This window comes from Methylobacter sp., from assembly GCF_036845245.1.
Lineage (GTDB): Bacteria > Pseudomonadota > Gammaproteobacteria > Methylococcales > Methylomonadaceae > Methylobacter_A.
On record NZ_DAIUEH010000037.1, the window covers coordinates 40,157 to 59,982 of the forward strand.

At 45.8% G+C, this 19,826-nt stretch carries 21 protein-coding genes and 1 riboswitch; of the genes, 15 read left to right on the top strand and 6 right to left on the bottom strand.

Translation table 11 applies throughout. From position 1 onward, the window contains the following. Positions 1–44: 44 nt before the first annotated feature. The 4 genes from tldD to V7051_RS16205 all read left to right on the top strand — a co-directional run bounded on the left by tldD (position 45) and on the right by V7051_RS16205 (position 3,958). A complete protein-coding gene (tldD, locus tag V7051_RS16190) occupies positions 45–1,496 on the top strand; it encodes a metalloprotease TldD (RefSeq protein WP_333876603.1) in 1,452 nt (483 codons plus the stop codon). Between the two features lie 239 nt (positions 1,497–1,735). After that, positions 1,736–1,942: a DUF2283 domain-containing protein gene (locus V7051_RS16195; protein ID WP_333876601.1), complete on the top strand. Its 207-nt coding sequence runs from the start codon at positions 1,736–1,738 to the stop codon at positions 1,940–1,942. Between the two features lie 22 nt (positions 1,943–1,964). After that, positions 1,965–3,296: a metalloprotease PmbA gene (pmbA, locus tag V7051_RS16200; RefSeq protein WP_333876600.1), complete on the top strand. Its 1,332-nt coding sequence runs from the start codon at positions 1,965–1,967 to the stop codon at positions 3,294–3,296. Between the two features lie 65 nt (positions 3,297–3,361). Then, the gene (locus V7051_RS16205; protein ID WP_333876598.1) at positions 3,362–3,958 is read left to right on the top strand and encodes a Uma2 family endonuclease; all 597 of its coding nucleotides are present in this window, start codon (positions 3,362–3,364) and stop codon (positions 3,956–3,958) included. Here the strand turns inward: V7051_RS16205 and V7051_RS16210 are convergent. Continuing rightward, on the bottom strand, positions 3,955–4,968 hold the full coding sequence (locus V7051_RS16210) for a quinone-dependent dihydroorotate dehydrogenase (protein WP_333876596.1): 1,014 nt from the start codon (positions 4,966–4,968) through the stop codon (positions 3,955–3,957). The genes V7051_RS16205 and V7051_RS16210 overlap by 4 nt on opposite strands. A gap of 5 nt (positions 4,969–4,973) precedes the next feature. After that, positions 4,974–6,074, bottom strand: a complete 1,101-nt coding sequence (thiO, locus tag V7051_RS16215) for a glycine oxidase ThiO (RefSeq protein WP_333876594.1) — start codon at positions 6,072–6,074, stop codon at positions 4,974–4,976. A 518-nt stretch (positions 6,075–6,592) separates the two neighbouring features. Between thiO and V7051_RS16220 the strand changes: the two genes are divergently transcribed. From V7051_RS16220 to rapZ, 10 genes are all read left to right on the top strand, one after another. Then, entirely contained in the window at positions 6,593–7,525 is a 933-nt protein-coding gene (locus V7051_RS16220) for a porin family protein (RefSeq protein ID WP_333876592.1), read from the top strand. 160 nt (positions 7,526–7,685) lie between these two features. After that, on the top strand, positions 7,686–8,654 hold the full coding sequence (pip, locus tag V7051_RS16225; protein WP_333876590.1) for a prolyl aminopeptidase: 969 nt from the start codon (positions 7,686–7,688) through the stop codon (positions 8,652–8,654). Positions 8,655–8,748: 94 nt separating this feature from the next. After that, the gene (locus tag V7051_RS16230) at positions 8,749–9,726 is read left to right on the top strand and encodes a KpsF/GutQ family sugar-phosphate isomerase (protein WP_333876588.1); all 978 of its coding nucleotides are present in this window, start codon (positions 8,749–8,751) and stop codon (positions 9,724–9,726) included. Further along, positions 9,723–10,271, top strand: a complete 549-nt coding sequence (gene kdsC, locus V7051_RS16235; protein WP_333876586.1) for a 3-deoxy-manno-octulosonate-8-phosphatase KdsC — start codon at positions 9,723–9,725, stop codon at positions 10,269–10,271. Before V7051_RS16230 ends, kdsC begins: the two co-directional genes overlap by 4 nt. 8 nt (positions 10,272–10,279) lie before the next feature. Beyond that, positions 10,280–10,849 carry an LPS export ABC transporter periplasmic protein LptC gene (lptC, locus tag V7051_RS16240; protein WP_333876585.1) on the top strand — a complete coding sequence of 190 codons (570 nt, stop codon included), beginning with the start codon at positions 10,280–10,282 and terminating at the stop codon, positions 10,847–10,849. Continuing rightward, complete coding sequence (lptA, locus tag V7051_RS16245) at positions 10,836–11,402, top strand: lipopolysaccharide transport periplasmic protein LptA (protein WP_333876583.1); 567 nt, start codon at positions 10,836–10,838, stop codon at positions 11,400–11,402. The genes lptC and lptA overlap by 14 nt, the downstream gene beginning before the upstream one ends. 43 nt (positions 11,403–11,445) lie before the next feature. After that, the gene (gene lptB / locus V7051_RS16250) at positions 11,446–12,171 is read left to right on the top strand and encodes an LPS export ABC transporter ATP-binding protein (protein ID WP_333876581.1); all 726 of its coding nucleotides are present in this window, start codon (positions 11,446–11,448) and stop codon (positions 12,169–12,171) included. Positions 12,172–12,254: 83 nt separating this feature from the next. Next, entirely contained in the window at positions 12,255–13,700 is a 1,446-nt protein-coding gene (locus tag V7051_RS16255; RefSeq protein ID WP_333876580.1) for an RNA polymerase factor sigma-54, read from the top strand. 44 nt (positions 13,701–13,744) lie between these two features. Further along, the gene (hpf, locus tag V7051_RS16260; protein WP_333876579.1) at positions 13,745–14,035 is read left to right on the top strand and encodes a ribosome hibernation-promoting factor, HPF/YfiA family; all 291 of its coding nucleotides are present in this window, start codon (positions 13,745–13,747) and stop codon (positions 14,033–14,035) included. A 206-nt stretch (positions 14,036–14,241) separates the two neighbouring features. Then, entirely contained in the window at positions 14,242–15,099 is an 858-nt protein-coding gene (gene rapZ / locus V7051_RS16265) for an RNase adapter RapZ (RefSeq protein ID WP_333876577.1), read from the top strand. An 87-nt stretch (positions 15,100–15,186) separates the two neighbouring features. Here rapZ and V7051_RS16270 read toward each other — a convergent pair whose 3' ends face one another. The 4 genes from V7051_RS16270 to minC are packed head-to-tail and all read right to left on the bottom strand — an operon-like array spanning position 15,187 to position 17,261. Further along, a complete protein-coding gene (locus V7051_RS16270) occupies positions 15,187–15,384 on the bottom strand; it encodes a winged helix-turn-helix domain-containing protein (RefSeq protein WP_333876576.1) in 198 nt (65 codons plus the stop codon). A 29-nt stretch (positions 15,385–15,413) separates the two neighbouring features. Beyond that, a complete protein-coding gene (gene minE / locus V7051_RS16275; RefSeq protein ID WP_006891874.1) occupies positions 15,414–15,680 on the bottom strand; it encodes a cell division topological specificity factor MinE in 267 nt (88 codons plus the stop codon). Further along, complete coding sequence (gene minD, locus V7051_RS16280; RefSeq protein ID WP_333876569.1) at positions 15,680–16,489, bottom strand: septum site-determining protein MinD; 810 nt, start codon at positions 16,487–16,489, stop codon at positions 15,680–15,682. The genes minE and minD overlap by 1 nt, the downstream gene beginning before the upstream one ends. 28 nt (positions 16,490–16,517) lie before the next feature. Continuing rightward, entirely contained in the window at positions 16,518–17,261 is a 744-nt protein-coding gene (gene minC, locus V7051_RS16285) for a septum site-determining protein MinC (RefSeq protein WP_333876567.1), read from the bottom strand. Between the two features lie 335 nt (positions 17,262–17,596). Further along, positions 17,597–17,714, top strand: a riboswitch (TPP riboswitch). A gap of 29 nt (positions 17,715–17,743) precedes the next feature. On the opposite strand from minC, the gene thiC reads away from it, so the two are divergent. Further along, positions 17,744–19,624 carry a phosphomethylpyrimidine synthase ThiC gene (gene thiC, locus V7051_RS16290; protein ID WP_333876565.1) on the top strand — a complete coding sequence of 627 codons (1,881 nt, stop codon included), beginning with the start codon at positions 17,744–17,746 and terminating at the stop codon, positions 19,622–19,624. Positions 19,625–19,826: the final 202 nt, after the last annotated feature.

The following is a 19,826-nucleotide window of genomic DNA, read 5'->3' on the forward strand; positions in this document are numbered from 1 at the left end:
GCCATGTCCCTATCCTTTTACTTGAACTTTTATTGTAACTTTTGATGGAAATACTAAACCTTGCAAGACAAGCCATCTTGATACCGGCCGGTATTCAGGATGGTGATATAGAAAAGATTATGAACCGGTTGCTCAGCTCGCCGGTTGATGCGGCGGATATTTATTTTCAATCCAGCCATTTTGAATCTTGGGTCATGGAAGGCGGCATCATTAAAGAAGGCAGTCATAATATCGAACAGGGTGCCGGGGTGCGTGCGGTATTCGGCGAAAAAACCGGTTTTGCCTATAGTGACAGGATTGAACTGCCTGTGTTGCTGGAGGCGGCCAATAATGTTAAGGCCATTGTTCGGCAAGGGCAGGAAGCAGACCCTTTGCATTGCAAGGTCGCTATAAAAGCGGCCGATTGGCCGAAACATTATGCGGTGCAAAACCCGTTAAAATCATTGGCGGACCAACAGAAAATCGACTTGTTGCGCAGGGTTGACAGTGAAACACGCAAACTGGACAGCCGGATTGAAGAAGTTATCGTCAGTTTGGTCGGCGTGCATGAGCATATTCTGGTAGCCAGACAAGACGGTTCTTTGGTTGCCGACGTGCGGCCTTTAGTGCGGATGAATGTCACGGTCATCGTCGAACAGGACGGTCAGCGCGAACAGGGCAGCATGGGCGGTGGCGGCCGTAGCGATTATAATTATTTTATCGATCAGGACACCGCACTGAAATACGGCCGCGAAGCCGTAAGACAAGCGCTGGTTAATCTGGAAGCGGTCGAAGCCCCGGCCGGCAATATGACGGTAGTACTGGGGCCGGGTTGGCCGGGCATTTTGCTGCATGAAGCCATCGGTCACGGCCTAGAAGGCGACTTTAACCGTAAAGGCACATCGGCATTCAGCGGTCGTGTCGGCGAGAGAGTGGCATCCGATTTATGTACGGTAGTCGATGACGGCGCCTTGCCGGGACGGCGCGGTTCGTTAACTATCGATGATGAAGGCACGCCGACAGAGAAAACCGTATTGATAGAAAACGGCATACTCAAAGGCTACATGCAGGATCAACTCAATGCCCGGTTAATGGGCGTTAAGCCTACCGGTAACGGTCGGCGTGAATCTTACGCACATTTACCGATGCCGCGTATGACCAATACCTATATGCTGCCGGGGCAGCATGATCCCGAAGAAATTATCAAGTCGGTCAAGAAAGGCTTGTATGCGAAAAATTTCGGCGGCGGGCAGGTCGATATTACTTCGGGCAAATTCGTGTTTTCCGCCAGCGAAGCCTATCTGATCGAAGACGGCAAAATCACCCGTGCCGTTAAAGGCGCGACGCTAATCGGTAACGGACCGGATGTTTTGACCAAAGTGTCTATGGTCGGTACCGATCTGGAGCTGGATAGCGGCGTCGGTTCCTGCGGTAAGGACGGACAAAGTGTGCCGGTCGGTGTCGGGCAGCCTACGATGAAGATTGACGGGCTGACAGTTGGCGGGACGAGTGTTTAGGTGAGATTTACCCAGTATTTTCTTTAATACGCGGAATAGGGCGGACAGGTCATCTATAAAGTTTGAATGGATTGAAAATGTTGTTGCTAACCCGATTAAGACCCAAAGGCAGTCAGATGGGCGGTTTAAAAAATGGGGATTTATTCGGGAAGAGGAAAAATATCTAAGGGTTATTTTGTTGGAAGATGAAGAGACGGTACATAATGCTTTCTTTGATAGAGGATTTAAAGAGGTAGACAATGAAAATTAAATATTTTGAAGATACCGATACGGCATTGCTGGAGTTTTCAGAACATCCGGTTTTCGAGACCAAAGAAATCAATGAAAATATTTATCTGGACCTGGATGAAAATGGGAATTTGATTGGAATGACCATCGAACATGCAATGTCGCAAGCTAATATTAGTGAAGTTTCGTTTCAGCAGATAAGTCGGCAAGTAGCCTAAAAAAACAGATTAAGAGAACACAGTGCAAAATCACGAACAAATCAGCCATTTAAAAAACACCGTTCAGAACATCCTGGACGAAGCCGTAAAACAGGGTGCGAGTGCAGCGGAAGCCGGCTTGAGCCAGGAAAACGGTTTATCGGTATCAGTGCGCTTGGGCGATGTCGAAACCATAGAGCATCATTGCGACCAAGGGCTGGGCGTGACCGTTTATTTCGGCAAGCGCAAAGGTTCTGCCAGTACCACGGATTTGTCGCCCGCTTCAATCAAGGAAACGGTCAGCGCGGCATGCAGTATTGCCCGCTATACCAGCGAAGATGAATACGCCGGGTTGCCGGAAAAGGAGCTGCTGGCTACCGAGTTTCCCGATCTTGATCTTAACCATCCGTGGAATATCGGTGTTGACGGGGCGATTGCGTTGGCTATCGAATGCGAAGATGCGGCGCGCTCCTATCATGAGGAAATCAGTAATTCCGAAGGCGCTTCGGTCGATACGCACCAAGGTGTCCGTGTTATGGGCAATACTCTGGGCTTTCTTCAAGGCTATGCTTCAACTCGCCATTCGTTGAGCTGTTCGGTATTGGCGCAACGCGGCGACAGTATGCAGCGCGATTACTGGTACACGGTATCAAGAAATGCGCGTGATTTGGAACCTGCTGTTGAAGTGGGAAAAAAAGCCGCCGAGCGGACGCTTCGACGCTTGCAGGCGCGTAGTTTAAGCACTCGTCAGTGTCCGGTGCTGTATTGTGCGGAAACCGCTTCCGGTTTGCTAAGCTCGTTTATCGGCGCCATCAGCGGCGGCAATTTATACCGTAAATCGTCATTTTTGCTGGATGCGCTGGATACACAAGTTTTCCCTGAATTTGTCCGCATCCACGAGCAGCCCTTGTTAAAAGGTGCTTTGGGCAGCGGCGCGTATGACGGTGAAGGTATTGCCACCCAGACACGCGATATCGTCAGCGGCGGAATTTTGCGAGGATATGTATTGAGTACTTATTCCGCCCGCAAGCTGGGCATGCGCAGTACAGGTAATGCCGGTGGCGTGCATAATTTAACGATTGATCCGGGCAAACTTGATCATCAGGGAATGTTAAAAGAGTTGGATACCGGATTGCTGGTCACCGAGTTGATGGGGCAAGGGGTTAATATGGTAACCGGCGATTATTCGCGCGGTGCCGCCGGATTCTGGGTGGAAAACGGCAAGATCCAATATCCTGTTGAGGAAATCACCATTGCGGGTAACCTGAAAGACATGCTTAAAAATATCGTTGCCGTGGGTAATGATGTCGATTATCGCGGTAATATCCGTACCGGTTCTATATTGGTTGAGTGGATGTCGATTGCCGGGGAATAAGGCCGTTGTTATGATGTCTCGTATTGAATGCTCATCTTGGGCAGTTTGATAGCAGGGGTAACATTATGTCAGAAAATTTACAATCGACCGGCGGATGGATCAGCGAGGAAGATTACCTGGCAGGTGAATTAACCAGGGAAATCAAGCATGAATATATTGACGGCTACGTTTATGCAATGGCGGGTGCCAGCAGGAACCACGAACGAATTGCGGGTAATGTTTTTGGTGAGTTAAGAAGCTTTTTGAAAAACAAACCTTGCGAGCCGTTCAGCTCTGACCTGAAAATCAAGGCCGGCAGCCGGTTTTTCTACCCCGATGTGATGGTCGTCTGCGATGAACAGAATCAGCACGATTATTACACCGATTCACCGGTGATTGTTGTCGAAGTTTTGTCGAAAGCTTCACGGCGTGTTGATGAAACGACCAAGCGCATCGCCTATCAAAGTATCCCCAGCCTGAAAGAATACGTTTTGATCGAACAGGATTTTGTCGATGTGGAAGTTTGCCGAAAAAGTGAAGGCTGGGTTTCCAATCATTATTTTATGGGCGACAGCGTACTGTTTGACTCGATCGGTTTGACGCTAACAGTAGAAGAAATCTACACCCGCGTCGACAATGATGAGGTTCGATCCTATATTCAAGAGCAACAGACGCTACTCTAAAGACTCTGCACGATATCGGATATCAACTGCGGTCCGCGATAAATAAGGCCGCTGTAAATCTGAACCAGACTCGCTCCTGCTTCTAATTTTTCCCGCGCATCAGCAGCGCTTAAAATCCCCCCTGCCGCAATAATCGGAATCTTGCCGTTTAATTTAGCGGCCAGTTCCCGTACGACAAACGTAGACTGTTGCTTAACCGGTGCGCCGCTTAAACCTCCGGCTTCATTGGCAAGCGGATGCCCTGCAATTAGGTCGCGGGCAATGGTGGTGTTGGTCGCAATCACGCCATCGATTTCAAATTCCAGCAACAGTCCGGCAATATGGGCTATTTCCTCGGCAGTCAGGTCGGGTGCTATTTTTAGTGCTAAGGGCGTGTATTTGCTGTGTCCTTGTTGCAGTTTGAGCTGCTCTTCTTTTAGAGATGAAATCAGGCTTTTGATTTCATCGCCTTGTTGCAGCTGACGAAGATTCTTCGTATTCGGAGAAGAAATATTAATGGTAATGTAGCTGGCAGATGTGTATGCCTTACGTAAACCGATTAAATAATCATCTGCCGCATTTTCGATCGGCGTGTCAAAATTCTTGCCGATATTAATACCCAAAATGCCGGAGTAATCGCTTTGTTTTACCTGGGCCAGCAGGTGGTCTATGCCTAGGTTATTAAAGCCCATGCGATTGATGATTGCCTGATGCTCAGGCAGTCTGAACAAGCGCGGTTTCGGGTTGCCCGGTTGCGGACGTGGTGTCACCGTGCCTATCTCGACAAAGCCGAAACCCAATGCGGCCAGTGCATTAATATAGTCGCCGTTTTTATCCAGGCCGGCAGCAAGACCGATCGGGTTCTTAAAGTCCAGTCCCATGAGGTTAATGGGCTTGTTGTCAATTTCCGGGTAGATGAGTTTGGATAAGCCCGAGATATAGACCGTATTCAGCAGCTTAAGCGTCACTTCGTGAGCGGTTTCGGGGGCCAGAGAAAATAGCAAAGGGCGCAGTAATGGATAAAGGTTCATTTGTATTAGTGTTTGCTGGTTAGTTTATAAGGTTCCGGCGCTACCGCAGTAGGGCGCTCCAAAATAAGATCGACCATGAGTTGTGCCGATGCTGGTCCCATCGCCAAACCATTTCTAAAGTGACCGGCATTAATATATAAATTACTGATGTTTGGATGTTTGTCGATATACGGTATGCCGTGTTCAGTGCCCGGCCTTAATCCAGCCCAGTGTTTAATTAGCGGGAAGTCGTTAAGTGACGGTAATAAATTTACTGCGAATGCTTTGAGTCGATCTCGGGCTTGTGTTGTAGTTGTCTTATTGAACTCATCCTGCTCTACCGTGCTGCCTGCGAGTATTTTGCCGTCGCGTCGAGGGATCAGGTATTGATCGCCATCCAATACCATATAGCTTAGCGTTTCCGGTTGAGCGTCAAATAACAGCATTTGCCCTTTAACAGGAGCTATTTTGGGGGCATCGTCAATTTCAGCCGGAAAGAGCTGCCGAAACAATTGACCGGTCCAGGCGCCCGCAGTAATGACCAATTGATTGACGGCGAACTGGCCGGATGAGGTATGGATTGATGTAATGCGACTTTTAGTCAGGTTAATAGAGGTTAACTCGCAATGTTCCATTAGCGTAACGCCCTTGTTAAGAAGGTTTTGTTTTAATGATTTAACCAATCGTGGATTGCGTGCCTGGGCAATCTCGGGCAGCCAAAGCGGTTGGTCGGGCACTGTATTAAGCATGTTAAAAAAATCGACGCCAGCAGGCCGATATAAAATTTCATTGGCGTTACACCAGTTAACCACCGCAGTAATGTCAGGATTTTTAACGATCAGCAATCCGCAGGGATTCCATTCTGGGTCTATCTGTGTTTCGGCAGTCAGTTGTGCTGCTAAGGAGGGATACAGCTTCAGGCTTTGCAACACCAAGCGGGTAATTGCGTCTGATTGTCGCCACGGATAAAGCGGCAGCAAGATGCCGCCGCCCGCCCAGGATGACTCCTGCCCCAGTTCGTTTTTTTCAATAATCGTGACGGTAGCGCCAGTCTTAATAAACTCGCGGGCAGTTAGCAAGCCGATAATGCCGCCGCCAATGATGGTGATATCCGGGATTTTGGTCATGTGTTGATGAAGACTAGTGCGAAAAATAAATATTCTTGTTAGTAGGTAAATCTAACAATGTTAATTATAACAAACCACAGCTATGATCAAGTTTGTATTAGTAAGCTGTTTGTCTGCTTAAATTATTGGAACCAATATATACGGTTTTGACGGCGCGCGTGAGCGGCGATTGAAAAAGCGTTTGACCAATGGGGTCGGGTCGAGATTATTTAGATCGGAGTGGGTTTTGCTATATTACTCTGCAACAAATTTATTTTATTTACCCTACAGAAGTGCGAAGGATCTTTGGCTGTGGTTTGAGAGTGTCAGTTGAATAAAGTGTTGTTTTTCGCATACGACATGATATTTTAGATTAAAAATATCTCTATACTTATTGAAAAATAAGGATTAATTAATATTAAAAAAATGTCGTTAAAACTTGTAGGGATTTGGTTTAGCTGCTACTATTATCCCCGGAAGATGAGCTTTGTTGTATTAAAGCAAATTTTTGTAAAATAACAACCTCATGAGGGGGATAAATGATTAATAAAACTAAACTAGCGCTGGGCATTGCGACAGCAACATTAACAATGGCCGGAGCATTGGTTTCTCCACAAGCAGTTGCTGGCTCAAAGGTGCAGCATCATGCTGATGTATCGGGCGTGAGCAGTAAAGTTGATGCATTGGAAGCGCAATTGCAAGCCATGCAGGCTGAAATAAGTCGTTTAAGAGCAGAAGCAAACCGTCCTCGCTCTAGCGCAGAAGCAAGTAAAGTTCAGGAGTTGGATCAGTGGATGAACTCAGTTAAATCAGAACCGAAAGAAAGCAAAAAAAGCAAAGACAACATGGTCTTCTTCCGTGGCGGTTATGGTCATGCTAATAGTCAACGTGGCGGTACGTTGGATCCTACAAGAGTCTCAGCTCTTGGCTTAGCTAACGACAACGGTACCTTAGTTGGTCCTATAAACGATAAAGACTCATGGTATTTCGGTGCCGGTTTTGATTTCAGCGTGAATGACAATCTGTTTGGTCTTATGGATAAAACAGAAGTCCTGGCTGAATTGATGTTCGATTACAAGCAGCTTGGCGAAAGAAAGAACAATGGTCTATCTCCTGCAGAAACAGCAACAATAGCAGCGGCTACAGGTATTGCATTACCTGCTGCCAATACTCAAAGAGCGACAGTTAACCAATTGACTTTAGCTGCTTCTCCAAAAGTAAAATTCTTGAAAGGTAGTGCATTTAGACCTTGGTTGATTCCTGTAGGTTTTGAACTGAATGTGGTCAGCCCTCCATCTGATGCGATTACCGTATTGAACCCAGGTATGCAGTTCGGTATTGGTGCCGACTACAAAATCTGGAACAACATTTATGTAGGTGCTGATGCTCGTTATCACTTAACTACGCAGAATCTTGACGGTGTTAACACAGACGGTGTTACTGCCGGCGGTTACCTCGGTTTAGGTTTCTAAGCTAAACGCTTAAAAATAAATCCAATAAAAGGGAGGGTTTTAAACCCCTCCCTTTTTTTATGTTTGAAAAATTAAAAAGAGGTGGAAGGTAAAGGCTCAAGGTAAAATAGCGTCTTTTCCCGTTCTTGCCGGGGAACAAATCAAATTTGACGTTATAACCATGAAAATTCTTTATCCTGAGATAGAACCCTTCCAGACTTTTTTTTTGAATACCGGCAGCAAGCATGCCGTATATGTAGAGCAAAGTGGCAATCCTGAGGGTATTCCGGTTATTTTCCTGCATGGTGGGCCATGTTCCGGCACCAAACCCGATCATCGGCGTTTTTTTAATCCCGAGTTTTATCGCATTATTCTGTTTGATCAGCGCGGCTGCGGTTTATCGTTGCCTTTTGGTGAGCTGGAAAATAATACCACCCAGGATTTAATCGATGATATGGAACGTATCCGTCATCAACTGGCTATTGAGCAATGGTTAGTGTTTGGTGGTTCATGGGGCGGAGCGCTGGCTTTATTGTATGCTCAGCAGCATGAAGATAAAGTAATCGGTTTGATTATTCGCGGGGTATTTTTGGCACGGCAGCAGGATTTGGACTGGTTTGCCAAAGATGGCGCAAGCAAGATTTATCCCGAGCAATGGCAGCGATTGATTGAAAGCCTCCCGGAACAGAGTTCGGGCAATCTGGTGCAAGGGTTATGTGATGTCTTATGGGGTGAAAACGAGATGGCCCAAAGACGGGTCGCCAAAGAATGGATGGCCTGGAGCGGACAGGTGTCATTAGGCAACGATTATCAGCCGAGTCCGAAAGGCAAGCATTCAACTGAGAAAATGGTTAAGCAGGTGCGGATGGAATTGCATTATGCCAAGCATTGTTATTTTATTATGGAAAACCAGATATTAGACAACTGTGAAAGCTTGGCTCAGATTCCGACGGTTATCATTCATGGACGTTATGATTTGGTCTGTCCGATGGAAGCCGGTTACAGTTTGCATAAAGTGTTACCGAATGCAGAATATATCGTATTGCCCAATGCCGGGCATATTGCTCAGGGCGAGGAAATGATCGACGCATTGGTTACTGCAACCGACAGGTTTGCAAAGCAGAGTAACTATCATCAAAAATCGTTGTGAATTTATATTCAACTGCGCCATAAAGCTATAAATGCTTTATCATTGACGCAGTAAGGTTGCCGCTACTGAGGCAGACACATATTTATACAAATAAATGAAATTACATGATCAAAAGCTCCGTAATTTGGGCTTAGCTGTTATACAGGTAGAAACACAGGCAATTGCCGCATTAGCCGATCAAATTAATGATAATTTTGTGGTTGCCTGTAAGTTGATGTTCCATTGTAAAGGTCGTGTTGTGGTTACCGGCATGGGTAAGTCGGGGCATATTGCCGGTAAAATTGCCGCGACCTTAGCCAGTACCGGAACGCCGGCTTTTTTTGTGCATTCGGGCGAAGCCAGTCATGGCGATTTGGGCATGATTACCCGGCAGGATGTTGTGTTGGCTTTATCAAATTCCGGGGAAACCGAAGAAGTTTTAACCATATTGCCGATTATTAAAAGGCTGGGCGTACCGTTAATAGCGATGACCGGAAACCCGGCCTCAACGCTGGCCAAATTTGCCACCACCCATATCAACGTGGCTGTTGAGCAAGAAGCTTGCCCGCTGGGTCTTGCACCTACATCCAGCACCACGGCGGCATTGGTCATGGGCGATGCGCTGGCAGTCTCCCTGCTCGAAGCGCGAGGCTTTACCCGCGACGATTTTGCGTTATCTCATCCCGGCGGCAGTTTAGGCCGACGCCTATTGTTAATGGTGGGCGATATTATGCATGCCGACGAAAAAGTGCCTTCAGTATCCGAGTCTGCGCTGATTAGTCATGCGTTGCTGGAAATGACCGAGAAAAAATTGGGCATGACGGCGATTGTTGATGCGGATAACCACGTTGTCGGCATTTTTACCGATGGTGATTTGCGGCGAATGCTGAGCAGGAATCTTGATGTACATAAAACCTCTATTACGGAAGTCATGACACCAAATTGTGCGGTTATTTCAGCGGATATTTTAGCGGCTGAAGCCATGCAGATTATGGAGCGGAAAAAGATTAATGCGTTAATTGTTGTTGATGAACAGCAAAGGGCGATAGGGGCTTTGAATATGCATGACCTGATTCGTGCAGGAATCGTATGATAACGGATATACAAAACAGACTGGCTATTTTAGAAAAAGCCAAGAAACTCAAATTGCTGATTCTGGATGTGGATGGCGTATTGACGGATGGCCGGCTGTTTTTTGATGGTCAGGGCAACGAATACAAGTCATTTCATGCGAGGGACGGTCACGGAATCAAATTGCTAAGGCAGACCGGTGTTGAGGTCGCGGTGATTTCCGGGCGCAAATCAAGTTCGGTTGCGCTGCGTATGAAAAACCTGGGTATTGAACATGTGTATCAAGGACACGAAAATAAAATCGCTGCGTTTAATGAGATTATTGAGCTTATGGGCATAACGCACGAACAGGCGGCGCACGTCGGCGATGACTTGTTGGATCTGCCTATAATGATCAGGGTAGGTCTGGCAATTGCAGTTAATGATGCCAACTTTGCTGTTAAACAACGCGCCGATTGGTGTACGACATTGCCCGGAGGACAGGGAGCGGTCAGGGAAGTTTGTGATTTTATTATGCAGGCGCAAGGGCGCTTTGATGAAGTTTTGAATGCTTACCTGGCCAGCTAAGGTATGAAATGATCAGGCTAAATGGAAACTATGGTTATTTGTACCTGATCATTATCGCGGTAATGAGCTGGTGGCTGATTAAATTGACCGGTTCGGATGAGTTTGGGCGTGTAGCGGTGCCGGCGCATAGCCCTGATTATTTCAGTAAAGGTTATACAAAATGGGAAATGAGTGATCTTGGCAGGCCGAAAAGTAAATTGATTGCCGATGAAATGACTCATTACAGTGATGACAGTGTCACGTACATGGTAAATCCGTTAATGTTTTTTTATAACGAGAAAACACCGCCGTGGATAATTAAATCAGAAACCGGTGTTTTGTCTGCTGATGGCAAGGATCTGCTGTTAAATGGTAAGGTTTATGTTGACAGGGCTGCTGCTGAAGGCGTCAGGCCGTTGAAAATCCATACCTTCAATTTAAAAGTAAAGCCGGAAATCAGTTATGCAGAAACGGATGAATGGGCCGAACTAATCAGTTTGCCGAATTGGACAACAGGAGTTGGTATGAAGCTGACTTTTGCGGAACCGATTCATCTGGAATTGCTCTCTAAAGTAAAAGGTAACTATGAAACAAAATAAAAACCTTCGCTATCGCATGTTACATGGGAGTGGCTACTGTTTACTGTTATTAGCGCTTTATAGCGCAGGTGTTTACGCCTTGGAAAGCGACGGCGACCAGCCGATAATTATCGATTCAAATACGGCGACTTATGATGACGTAAAAGCCACCAGTACTTATACGGGTAACGTGATATCAATTCAGGGCAGTATTCGGGTGAATTCAGATAAGCTGGTGGTTTATTTTATCGATGGTGAAGCTGATAAAATGGTATTTACCGGCAAGCCGGCAAAATTCAAACAGACGCCTCACGAGGGCGATCAAGATATAACCGGTGAAGCGCTAACAGGTGAGTATTATCCTAAAAAGAATTTGTTGATTTTGATTGATAAAGCCACCGTCTGGCAAGGTAGCGGAGCTTATACCAGTGACTTTATTGAATACGATCTTAAAACTTCACTCGTTAAAGCGGGAGAAAAAGAATCGGATACCAAGCGCGTTCATGTTGTATTGCAACCGAAAGGTAAAGAGCCGTCGCAGGGGCAGCCGGTCGTGAAAGACAGTAACAAATGATGGGTCAATCAATGTTCTTTATTTTTTCCTTTAGCCTTTAAACATGACCAGACTAGCCGCAAAACAGCTGATTAAGAGCTACAATAAACGTAATGTGGTTAATGGCGTTTCATTGCATGTTGATACCGGTGAAGTTGTCGGTTTACTGGGGCCTAACGGTGCAGGAAAGACCACCAGCTTTTATATGATGGTAGGCCTGATTAAAGCGGACGAAGGTGAAATTACACTGGATTCGCAAATCATTACTCATCATCCGATGCATTTGAGAGCTCAACTAGGTATAGGCTATTTGCCGCAAGAACCCTCGGTTTTTCGAAAACTGAGTGTGGCGGATAATCTACGTGCAGTTTTACAGATTCGTTCCGATTTGACCCAAGGACAGGCTGAATTGGTGATTGAGGAGTTATTGCAGGAGTTTCATATCCTTCATCTGCGCGACCAAATTGCGTTGGGTTTGTCGGGCGGTGAAAGGCGGCGTGTTGAAATTGCCCGGGCATTGGCGACCAATCCACAGTTTATATTGCTGGATGAGCCTTTTGCCGGTGTTGATCCGATATCGGTAGATGATATAAAAAAAATCATCGAGCATTTGAAATACCGCGGTATTGGCGTATTAATTACCGAACATAATGTCAGGGAAACGCTAGGTATTTGTGATCGTGCGTATATACTTAACGATGGCAGAGTCATTGCCGAAGGTGGCGCGGAAGCTATCGTGGCCAATGAAGAAGTGCGTAAAGTTTATTTAGGCAATAACTTTAGTCTTTAATTTAGGGGGCAATCTCTTGTGGTTGTCCTACCCAAGAACAGAGTAATAACAGGGGTTACACCCCTACTAAATTGTGTGACCGAATGAAACAATCCTTACATCTTCGACTGGGTCAACAACTGGCTATGACGCCGCAATTGCAGCAGGCGATTAAGTTGCTGCAGATGTCGACATTAGAGTTGCAGCAGGAAATTCAACAGGCTCTTGAGTCTAATATGATGCTGGAAGTTAATGAAGAAGAAAGCACCGTTCAGGAAGCTGAAATAACGCCGGAAAAAAAAATTGAGAATGCGGATTTATTGACCAGCCAAGGTTCGCAAACCGATATACCGGATGAGTTACCCATTGATTCTTCCTGGGATGATGTTTATGAATATGCGATGGAGTCGGGATCCAGTTCCGCTGAAACTATTGAATTTGAAACGCAGCGTAGTAAATCCTCAACCTTGTTGGATCATTTGTTATGGCAAATGGAATTGACCTCGTTTTCGGAGCGGGACCATGCCATTGCTTTGGCTATTATTGATTCGATCAATGAAGATGGCTATCTGATCAGTAGTCCCGAAGAAATTTTTCAAGGATTGCAGAATCAATTGGACGACCTGGATTTCGATGAAGTGAATGCGGTACTACACCGGGTGCAAAATTTTGATCCGGCCGGTGTCGCGGCGATCGATTTAAAAGATTGTTTGAGAATACAGATACAGCAGTTACCGGAGACTACACCTTATAAAGAGGAGGCGCTGACTCTTGTTACCCGGTATTTGGATTTGTTGGCTACGCATGAGCAGTCAAAATTGATGCGTAAATTGGGTGTGACAGAACGGCAACTGGATGAGGTGGTAGCATTAATCAGAACTCTCGATCCCAAGCCGGGAGCGCAGATACAAGATTCAGATTCCGAATATGTTATCCCCGATGTCTATGTGGTTAAGCAAAACGATAAATGGCAAGTCAACCTGAATCCTGATATAGCACCCAAATTGCGCATCAATCCTTTTTATTCAAGCATGATAAAAAGAGCGGATAACAGCAAGGATAATACCTGTATGAAAGACCATCTGCAGGAAGCAAGATGGTTTATTAAAAGTCTCCAGAGTCGTAACGATACCTTATTGCGTGTCGCCCGGTGTATCGTGGAAAAACAGACCGGGTTTCTCGAACACGGTTCTATTGCAATGAAGTCAATGGTATTGAGAGATATTGCTGAAGAGCTGGAATTACACGAGTCGACCATATCCAGAGTAACAACACAAAAATTTATGCATACCCCCAATGGTATTGTCGAATTTAAGTATTTTTTTTCCAGTCATGTTTCAACAGAAGGAGGGGGAGAGTGTTCATCTACGGCCATAAGGGCGTTCATTAAAGAGTTAATTAGCAATGAAAATCTGGCAAAACCGTTAAGTGATAGTAAAATAGCCGAGCTATTAAAAGAAAAGGGCATTAATGTTGCTAGAAGGACAATTGCCAAGTATCGTGAAGCGATGCTTATTTCATCATCAAGTCAGCGTAAGCGTATTTTATAACGCAGCCTGACAAAATAATTATTTACCATTAAGGAGTTTATCTCATGCAAGTCATCGTAACAGGCCATCATCTTGAAGTAACCGACGCTTTAAAAGCACACACCGATTCAAAATTTGAAAAATTAGCACGTCACTTTGATAATGTTACCGATGTACACGTCATTTTAAGCGTGGAAAAGTTAATTCAAAAAGCTGAAGCAACGCTGCAATTGAGTGGAGCTAAATTGTTTGCCGAAGATCATCAGGAAGATATGTATGCAGCCATTGATGCTATGGTGGATAAGTTAGATCGTCAAATTATCAAACATAAAGAAAAAACCGGACACCATAGATAAGGTAAACGGCTCTGGGTGAAAGAGACGAAGATCGGCTGCACGGGCAGATGTTTTTCTCGATATAAAACCTGCATAATCCACATCTCTGTAGGTTATGCAGGAAGTACTGCTCCAAGGATGGAGGAGGTAGGATTTCGTCTGGAACAGCTATCAAGAGCAATGCATGGAGCGGTTGCCTGAAGCGATTGATCCTTGAGTTCCCCATTATGAAACTATTAATCGTCAGTGGTCTTTCCGGTTCGGGTAAAAGTATCGCCTTGGATACGCTGGAAGATTGTGGTTATTATTGTATCGATAATCTACCTGTAACATTGCTGGAAGACTTTATTAACCACGTCATGCTGGTGGATAAGAAGACTTATGCAAAGACGGCAATTGGAATTGATGCCAGGAATCAGAGTGAAAGCTTAGTCAATTTTTCTGAAAGCTTGGAGCTAATACGCAATAAACAGATCGATTGCGAAATTATCTTTATGCAGGCTGAAGAGTCTACTTTATTGAAGCGCTACAGTGAAACCCGGAGACGGCATCCGTTGACGGATTCGAATGTGCCGTTAAAAGAAGCTTTAAAAATTGAAAAGGAAATGTTGACGCCGGTTGCAAGACACGCCAGCGTAGTTATTGATACCAGTCGAACGCATTACCACGAGTTGCGTGAGCTGATCAGAGACCAGGTAGGTGAAAGGGATGTCAGGCATATTTCTTTGCAGTTCCAATCATTTGGTTTTAAGCATGGCGTTCCATTGGATGCCGATTTTGTATTTGACGCTCGCAGTCTGCCGAATCCTTATTGGATTCCGGAATTGCGTGGGCTAACAGGAAAAGACCAGCCGGTAATCGACTTTCTTAATGAACAAGAACTGGTTGCCGAGCTTTTTAAGGACATTACGGGTTTTCTTGAGCGCTGGATTCCCCGGTTTGAGGCGGAAGGGCGCAGTTATTTGACCGTGGCAATAGGATGCACAGGTGGTCAGCATCGTTCGGTTTATCTGGTGGATGCATTCGCCAAGCAGTTTAAAGGTCCTTTCTTAAATGTCATTGTCCGTCACCGGGAACTACAATAAAGTTTCTTTTTGGGAACTGCCCGTCATTATAATAATGTAAATGACATAACCTACATCCATGTAGGTTAACGTCTTTACAGTCCTGATTTATTTCAACGATAGCGTTTCAGCTCGACCTACCATCTCAATGGACAGCTTGTCTTCCTTAGATAGCCAGCCTATGGCGCGTTGAACGTCATTCCTATTGATACCTGTTTCAGTGGTAACTTTATTGACACTGGAGGGTCCGTTTTTATCCAGGTATTGCCAGATTATTCCTGCTGCATCGCCGATTGTATTAGACATAGTGGTCACCTTTAGCTTGGATTGTTGTGTTAAGAAATCTTGGTTTGATGTTCAGGCAGTACGATATTTAATTCGAGTGTCTCCTGAGTATCGTTTTGTTCAAAATTAACGGATATGGCATCTTGCTCTACGTTAACGTATTTTCGAATAACTTCCAGCAGTTCTTTTTGCAATTGAGGAAGATAAGAGGGTTGGTTTCTGGAGCTACGCTCGTGAGCAACCAGAATTTGCAGTCTTTCCTTGGCGAGTGACGCCGAGCTGGCTTTAGATTTCTTAAAATAATCCAGTAAACTCATTATTTGCTCCCGAAAAACTTCCCAAAGAGGCCTTTCTTCTCATCAATGAATCGATGTGGTTTATCTTCACCCAAATACCGGGCAACAATATCCGCATAAGCTTGACCCGCATCACTTTTTTCGTCAAGAATAACAGGTGTTCCGGAATTTGACGCATTAAGTACGGATTTTGATTCCGGGATAACGCCTAATAAATGTAGCGATAAAATTTCTTGTACATCATCGACACTTAACATTTCACCTAATTTTACCCTGTTTGGCGAATAGCGTGATAGCAGCAGATATTCCCTGATAGGTTCCTCGTTTTGTTCGGCCCGGCGCGACTTGCTGGATAAAATGCCCAGCATACGATCAGAGTCCCTCACTGAAGAGACTTCAGGGTTGGTTACAATAAACGCATCATCAGCAAAGTACATTGCCAAATGAGCGCCTTTTTCAATGCCGGCTGGGGAGTCGCAGACTATGTATTTAAATTCTTTTTTGAGCTCATCTAAAATCTTGCCTACACCTTCCTGACTCAGGGCGTCTTTATCCCGGGTTTGCGAGGCAGGCAGAATGTATAGCAGGTTGCAATTTTTATCGCGTATCAATGCCTGGTTAAGAGTCGCCTCACCGTTAATGACATTGACAAAATCATACACAACACGGCGTTCGCAACCCATGATTAAATCCAGGTTGCGCAAACCTACATCAAAATCGATGACCGCTGTTTTGTGACCTTTTTTTGCAAGCCCCATGGCTATAGCGGCGCTTGTGGTTGTTTTACCAACGCCGCCTTTACCCGATGTTACGACTATGATTCGTGCCACAAATGTTTCCTCCAAAGAGCAATATAAATTAAATATCTTTAATGATTAAAGTATGGTTTTGTAAATAGATTTGAACGGGCTGATTGTGAACGGCACTATTCAAATCTTCGCTGATCTTGTAATTTCCGGCAATCGAAATAAGTTCAGCCTGTAAATCGGAACAGAAAATACGTGCTTCCGTGTTGCCTTGCACGCCTGCCAAGGCCCGGCCTCTTAGCGAGCCGTAAACATGAATATTGCCTTCGGCCAGGATCTCAGCCCCGGCACTGACTTGGGCTAAAATGACCAAATCGCCTTCTGCATAAATACGTTGGCCGGAACGGACAGGATGTGTAATCAGTGTGGTGGTTGCGGCAATGAATTGTGGTTCGGGAGCTGCTTCAGGCTCAGGATCAGGCGTTTGTTGTTTTGGTGTGCCGGACGAGGCGGCAATGCTATGTCCGGAATGTATCGGGATTCCAAGTTCCAACGCCTGCTGGTTCTGTTGTGCAACGCCGCCGCGTATTCCTATCGGTAATAAACCCAGCTTACGAATGATGTTGATGAGTTCGGTAACATTGATGTCGAGATCAAGACTATTCAGTTCCTGCAAGTCAAACACCAACGGCGAATTTTTGAAAAACTCAGGGGCTTGATGGATTTTTTCTTGTAACTGTTGTTCGATAGTAATGATGTCATTACCGGCTAAAACCAAAACAGGCACAGAAAAAGTGCTGCTTTTAAATTCCAATACCGGTAGGTGGTGAGTGTGCTGTTGAGAGTCTGTTGACATCCGTTAAATCTGGTTATTCAGGAATTGTATCGATTCTAACATTGCTGGTAAAAAAAATCATTTTTACAGTGTGATAAATAATTTCCTCAATGGGCTGAAGCACTTCCAAGATAAGCGCTCGACTAAAAGCTTTCCCTGCAATTCTTTCCCTCGGATTATTTTAATTAGCCGATATTTTGTCTTAATGGCAATCGATGATCTGATGTTGACTGTGAAGGAGGTCTTATAAAGGGTCTTGGCTATCAAAACCATTTGTTTTACAAGGTGTTTGTCGTTACTGTGATGCGGGCTGAGCTTGCAATCTTCGACATTATCCTTTAACTTAGGAATACATCCGTAAAGGCTAGGGGTGCTTTTTTGTTTCCATGTGTTACCAAGGACAAGAAGGCTGAGAAAAACCCTTTGAACCTGACCCCGGTTAATGCCGGCGTAGGAAAGCCATGACTTCCCTGCGCCTTATTGTTTTATTGTTGGAGATAAACATGAGCGCTGTCCTTAAAGAAGTTACGTCTGCTGAATCCAGTAGCGTAAAAATTGATTCTTACCCCGCATCGGAAAAAATATATGTTCAAGGCAGTCGCCCCGACATACAAGTTCCGATGCGTAAAATTACGTTATCCGATACCCCGGTGCATTTTGGTTCGGAAAATGGTGCTGAAAAAAATCCGCCGCTTTATGTCTACGATACCTCAGGTGTGTATACCGATCCCAATGTCGAAGTCGACTTGAAAAAAGGTTTGGGCGCTATTCGTTCAGCCTGGATAGCGGAGAGAAACGACACCGAAGAATTGCCCGGCCCCAGCTCGGAATTCGGCCGTCAGCGTCTTGAAGATCCTGCTACCGCTGAATTACGGTTTGAGCATATCCGCAAACCACGCAGGGCAAAAGCGGGAAACAATGTTTCGCAAATGCATTATGCAAGACAAGGCATCATCACGCCGGAGATGGAGTTCATCGCCATTCGCGAGAACCAAAAGATGGAAGAAATGCGTCATTTGTGGAAAGACCAGCATCCCGGCGATTCTTTCGGTGCCTCCATTCCCGATGTGATTACCCCTGAGTTCGTTCGTGACGAAGTCGCAAGAGGCCGGGCGATTATTCCATGCAACATCAACCATCCGGAATTGGAGCCGATGATTATCGGCCGTAATTTCCTGGTCAAGATCAACGGCAACTTGGGCAACTCGGCGGTTACCTCGTCTATCGAGGAAGAAGTCGAAAAAATGCTCTGGGGCATTCGTTGGGGTGGCGACACCATTATGGATTTATCTACCGGTAAAAATATTCATGAAACCCGCGAATGGATTTTGCGCAACTCACCCGTACCTATCGGCACCGTGCCTATCTATCAGGCTCTTGAAAAAGTCAACGGCAAAGCCGAAGACCTGACTTGGGAAATCTTCCGTGATACCTTGATCGAGCAAGCCGAGCAGGGCGTGGATTACTTTACCATTCATGCCGGGGTGCGTTTGCACCATGTCCCGTTAACCGCGAAACGCATGACCGGTATCGTATCGCGCGGTGGTTCGATCATGGCGAAATGGTGTCTGGCCCATCATACCGAAAGCTTTTTATACACGCATTTTGAAGAAATCTGCGAAATCATGAAAGCTTATGATGTGTCTTTTTCATTAGGCGACGGTCTGCGTCCGGGCTCAATTTATGACGCCAACGATGCGGCGCAATTCGGCGAGTTGGAAACGCTGGGCGAACTGACCAAAATTGCCTGGAAACACGACGTGCAAACCATGATAGAAGGCCCCGGGCATGTGCCGCTGCACATGATCAAGGTCAATATGGAGAAGCAGTTGGAAGAGTGCGGCGAAGCGCCTTTCTATACCTTAGGTCCGCTGACGACCGACATTGCACCCGGTTACGATCATATCACCTCGGCGATAGGCGCGGCCAATATCGGCTGGTACGGTTGCGCGATGCTTTGTTACGTCACCCAAAAAGAGCATTTGGGTCTGCCGAACAAGCAGGATGTCCGCGAAGGTATCGTGACTTACAAAATTGCCGCCCATGCGGCCGATTTGGCTAAAGGCCATCCCGGCGCACAGGCGCGCGATAACGCAATGTCCAAAGCGCGTTTTGAATTCCGCTGGGAAGATCAGTTCAATATCGGTCTTGATCCTGAAAAAGCCCGTGAGTTTCATGATGAAACCCTGCCTAAAGAATCCGCCAAGATCGCGCATTTTTGCTCGATGTGCGGCCCGCATTTTTGCTCGATGAAAATCAGCCAAGATGTGCGCGACTACGCCAAAGCAAAAGGCGTTGCGGAGGAAGACGCTTTAAAACTCGGTATGGATGAAAAATCCGAACAGTTCCTTAAAGAAGGTGCCGACATTTACCATAAAGTATAGGAATGGTGATATCCGCATGGATGCGTGAAGTGTGCTTCCAATATAGGGAGTCAGAGCGCTCATAATCAAAAACAGCGTAGCGGTGTGCTTAGGAATAGAAGCTTTTTCCTAATGCACCTGTTCTGAGCAGTCGCAATTATTAATCAGGGAAGGAGTACAGGAAGCGTAACGTTAGTGGAGCGGCGTACGACGACCCCCGCGT

What these genes read in the sequence shown, in the direction of transcription:
- lptA (WP_333876583.1), top strand. Translation starts at nt 10,836, where the DNA reads ATGAAACAAAATAAAAACCTTCGCTATCGCATGTTACATGGGAGTGGC.
- V7051_RS16230 (WP_333876588.1), top strand. Translation starts at nt 8,749, where the DNA reads ATGAAATTACATGATCAAAAGCTCCGTAATTTGGGCTTAGCTGTTATA.
- V7051_RS16220 (WP_333876592.1), top strand. Translation starts at nt 6,593, where the DNA reads ATGATTAATAAAACTAAACTAGCGCTGGGCATTGCGACAGCAACATTA.
- rapZ (WP_333876577.1), top strand. Translation starts at nt 14,242, where the DNA reads ATGAAACTATTAATCGTCAGTGGTCTTTCCGGTTCGGGTAAAAGTATC.
- thiO (WP_333876594.1), bottom strand. Translation starts at nt 6,074, where the DNA reads ATGACCAAAATCCCGGATATCACCATCATTGGCGGCGGCATTATCGGC.
- kdsC (WP_333876586.1), top strand. Translation starts at nt 9,723, where the DNA reads ATGATAACGGATATACAAAACAGACTGGCTATTTTAGAAAAAGCCAAG.
- V7051_RS16210 (WP_333876596.1), bottom strand. Translation starts at nt 4,968, where the DNA reads ATGAACCTTTATCCATTACTGCGCCCTTTGCTATTTTCTCTGGCCCCC.
- thiC (WP_333876565.1), top strand. Translation starts at nt 17,744, where the DNA reads ATGAGCGCTGTCCTTAAAGAAGTTACGTCTGCTGAATCCAGTAGCGTA.
- lptC (WP_333876585.1), top strand. Translation starts at nt 10,280, where the DNA reads ATGATCAGGCTAAATGGAAACTATGGTTATTTGTACCTGATCATTATC.
- V7051_RS16255 (WP_333876580.1), top strand. Translation starts at nt 12,255, where the DNA reads ATGAAACAATCCTTACATCTTCGACTGGGTCAACAACTGGCTATGACG.
- minE (WP_006891874.1), bottom strand. Translation starts at nt 15,680, where the DNA reads ATGAGTTTACTGGATTATTTTAAGAAATCTAAAGCCAGCTCGGCGTCA.
- tldD (WP_333876603.1), top strand. Translation starts at nt 45, where the DNA reads ATGGAAATACTAAACCTTGCAAGACAAGCCATCTTGATACCGGCCGGT.
- V7051_RS16205 (WP_333876598.1), top strand. Translation starts at nt 3,362, where the DNA reads ATGTCAGAAAATTTACAATCGACCGGCGGATGGATCAGCGAGGAAGAT.
- minC (WP_333876567.1), bottom strand. Translation starts at nt 17,261, where the DNA reads ATGTCAACAGACTCTCAACAGCACACTCACCACCTACCGGTATTGGAA.
- V7051_RS16270 (WP_333876576.1), bottom strand. Translation starts at nt 15,384, where the DNA reads ATGTCTAATACAATCGGCGATGCAGCAGGAATAATCTGGCAATACCTG.
- V7051_RS16195 (WP_333876601.1), top strand. Translation starts at nt 1,736, where the DNA reads ATGAAAATTAAATATTTTGAAGATACCGATACGGCATTGCTGGAGTTT.
- pip (WP_333876590.1), top strand. Translation starts at nt 7,686, where the DNA reads ATGAAAATTCTTTATCCTGAGATAGAACCCTTCCAGACTTTTTTTTTG.
- hpf (WP_333876579.1), top strand. Translation starts at nt 13,745, where the DNA reads ATGCAAGTCATCGTAACAGGCCATCATCTTGAAGTAACCGACGCTTTA.
- lptB (WP_333876581.1), top strand. Translation starts at nt 11,446, where the DNA reads ATGACCAGACTAGCCGCAAAACAGCTGATTAAGAGCTACAATAAACGT.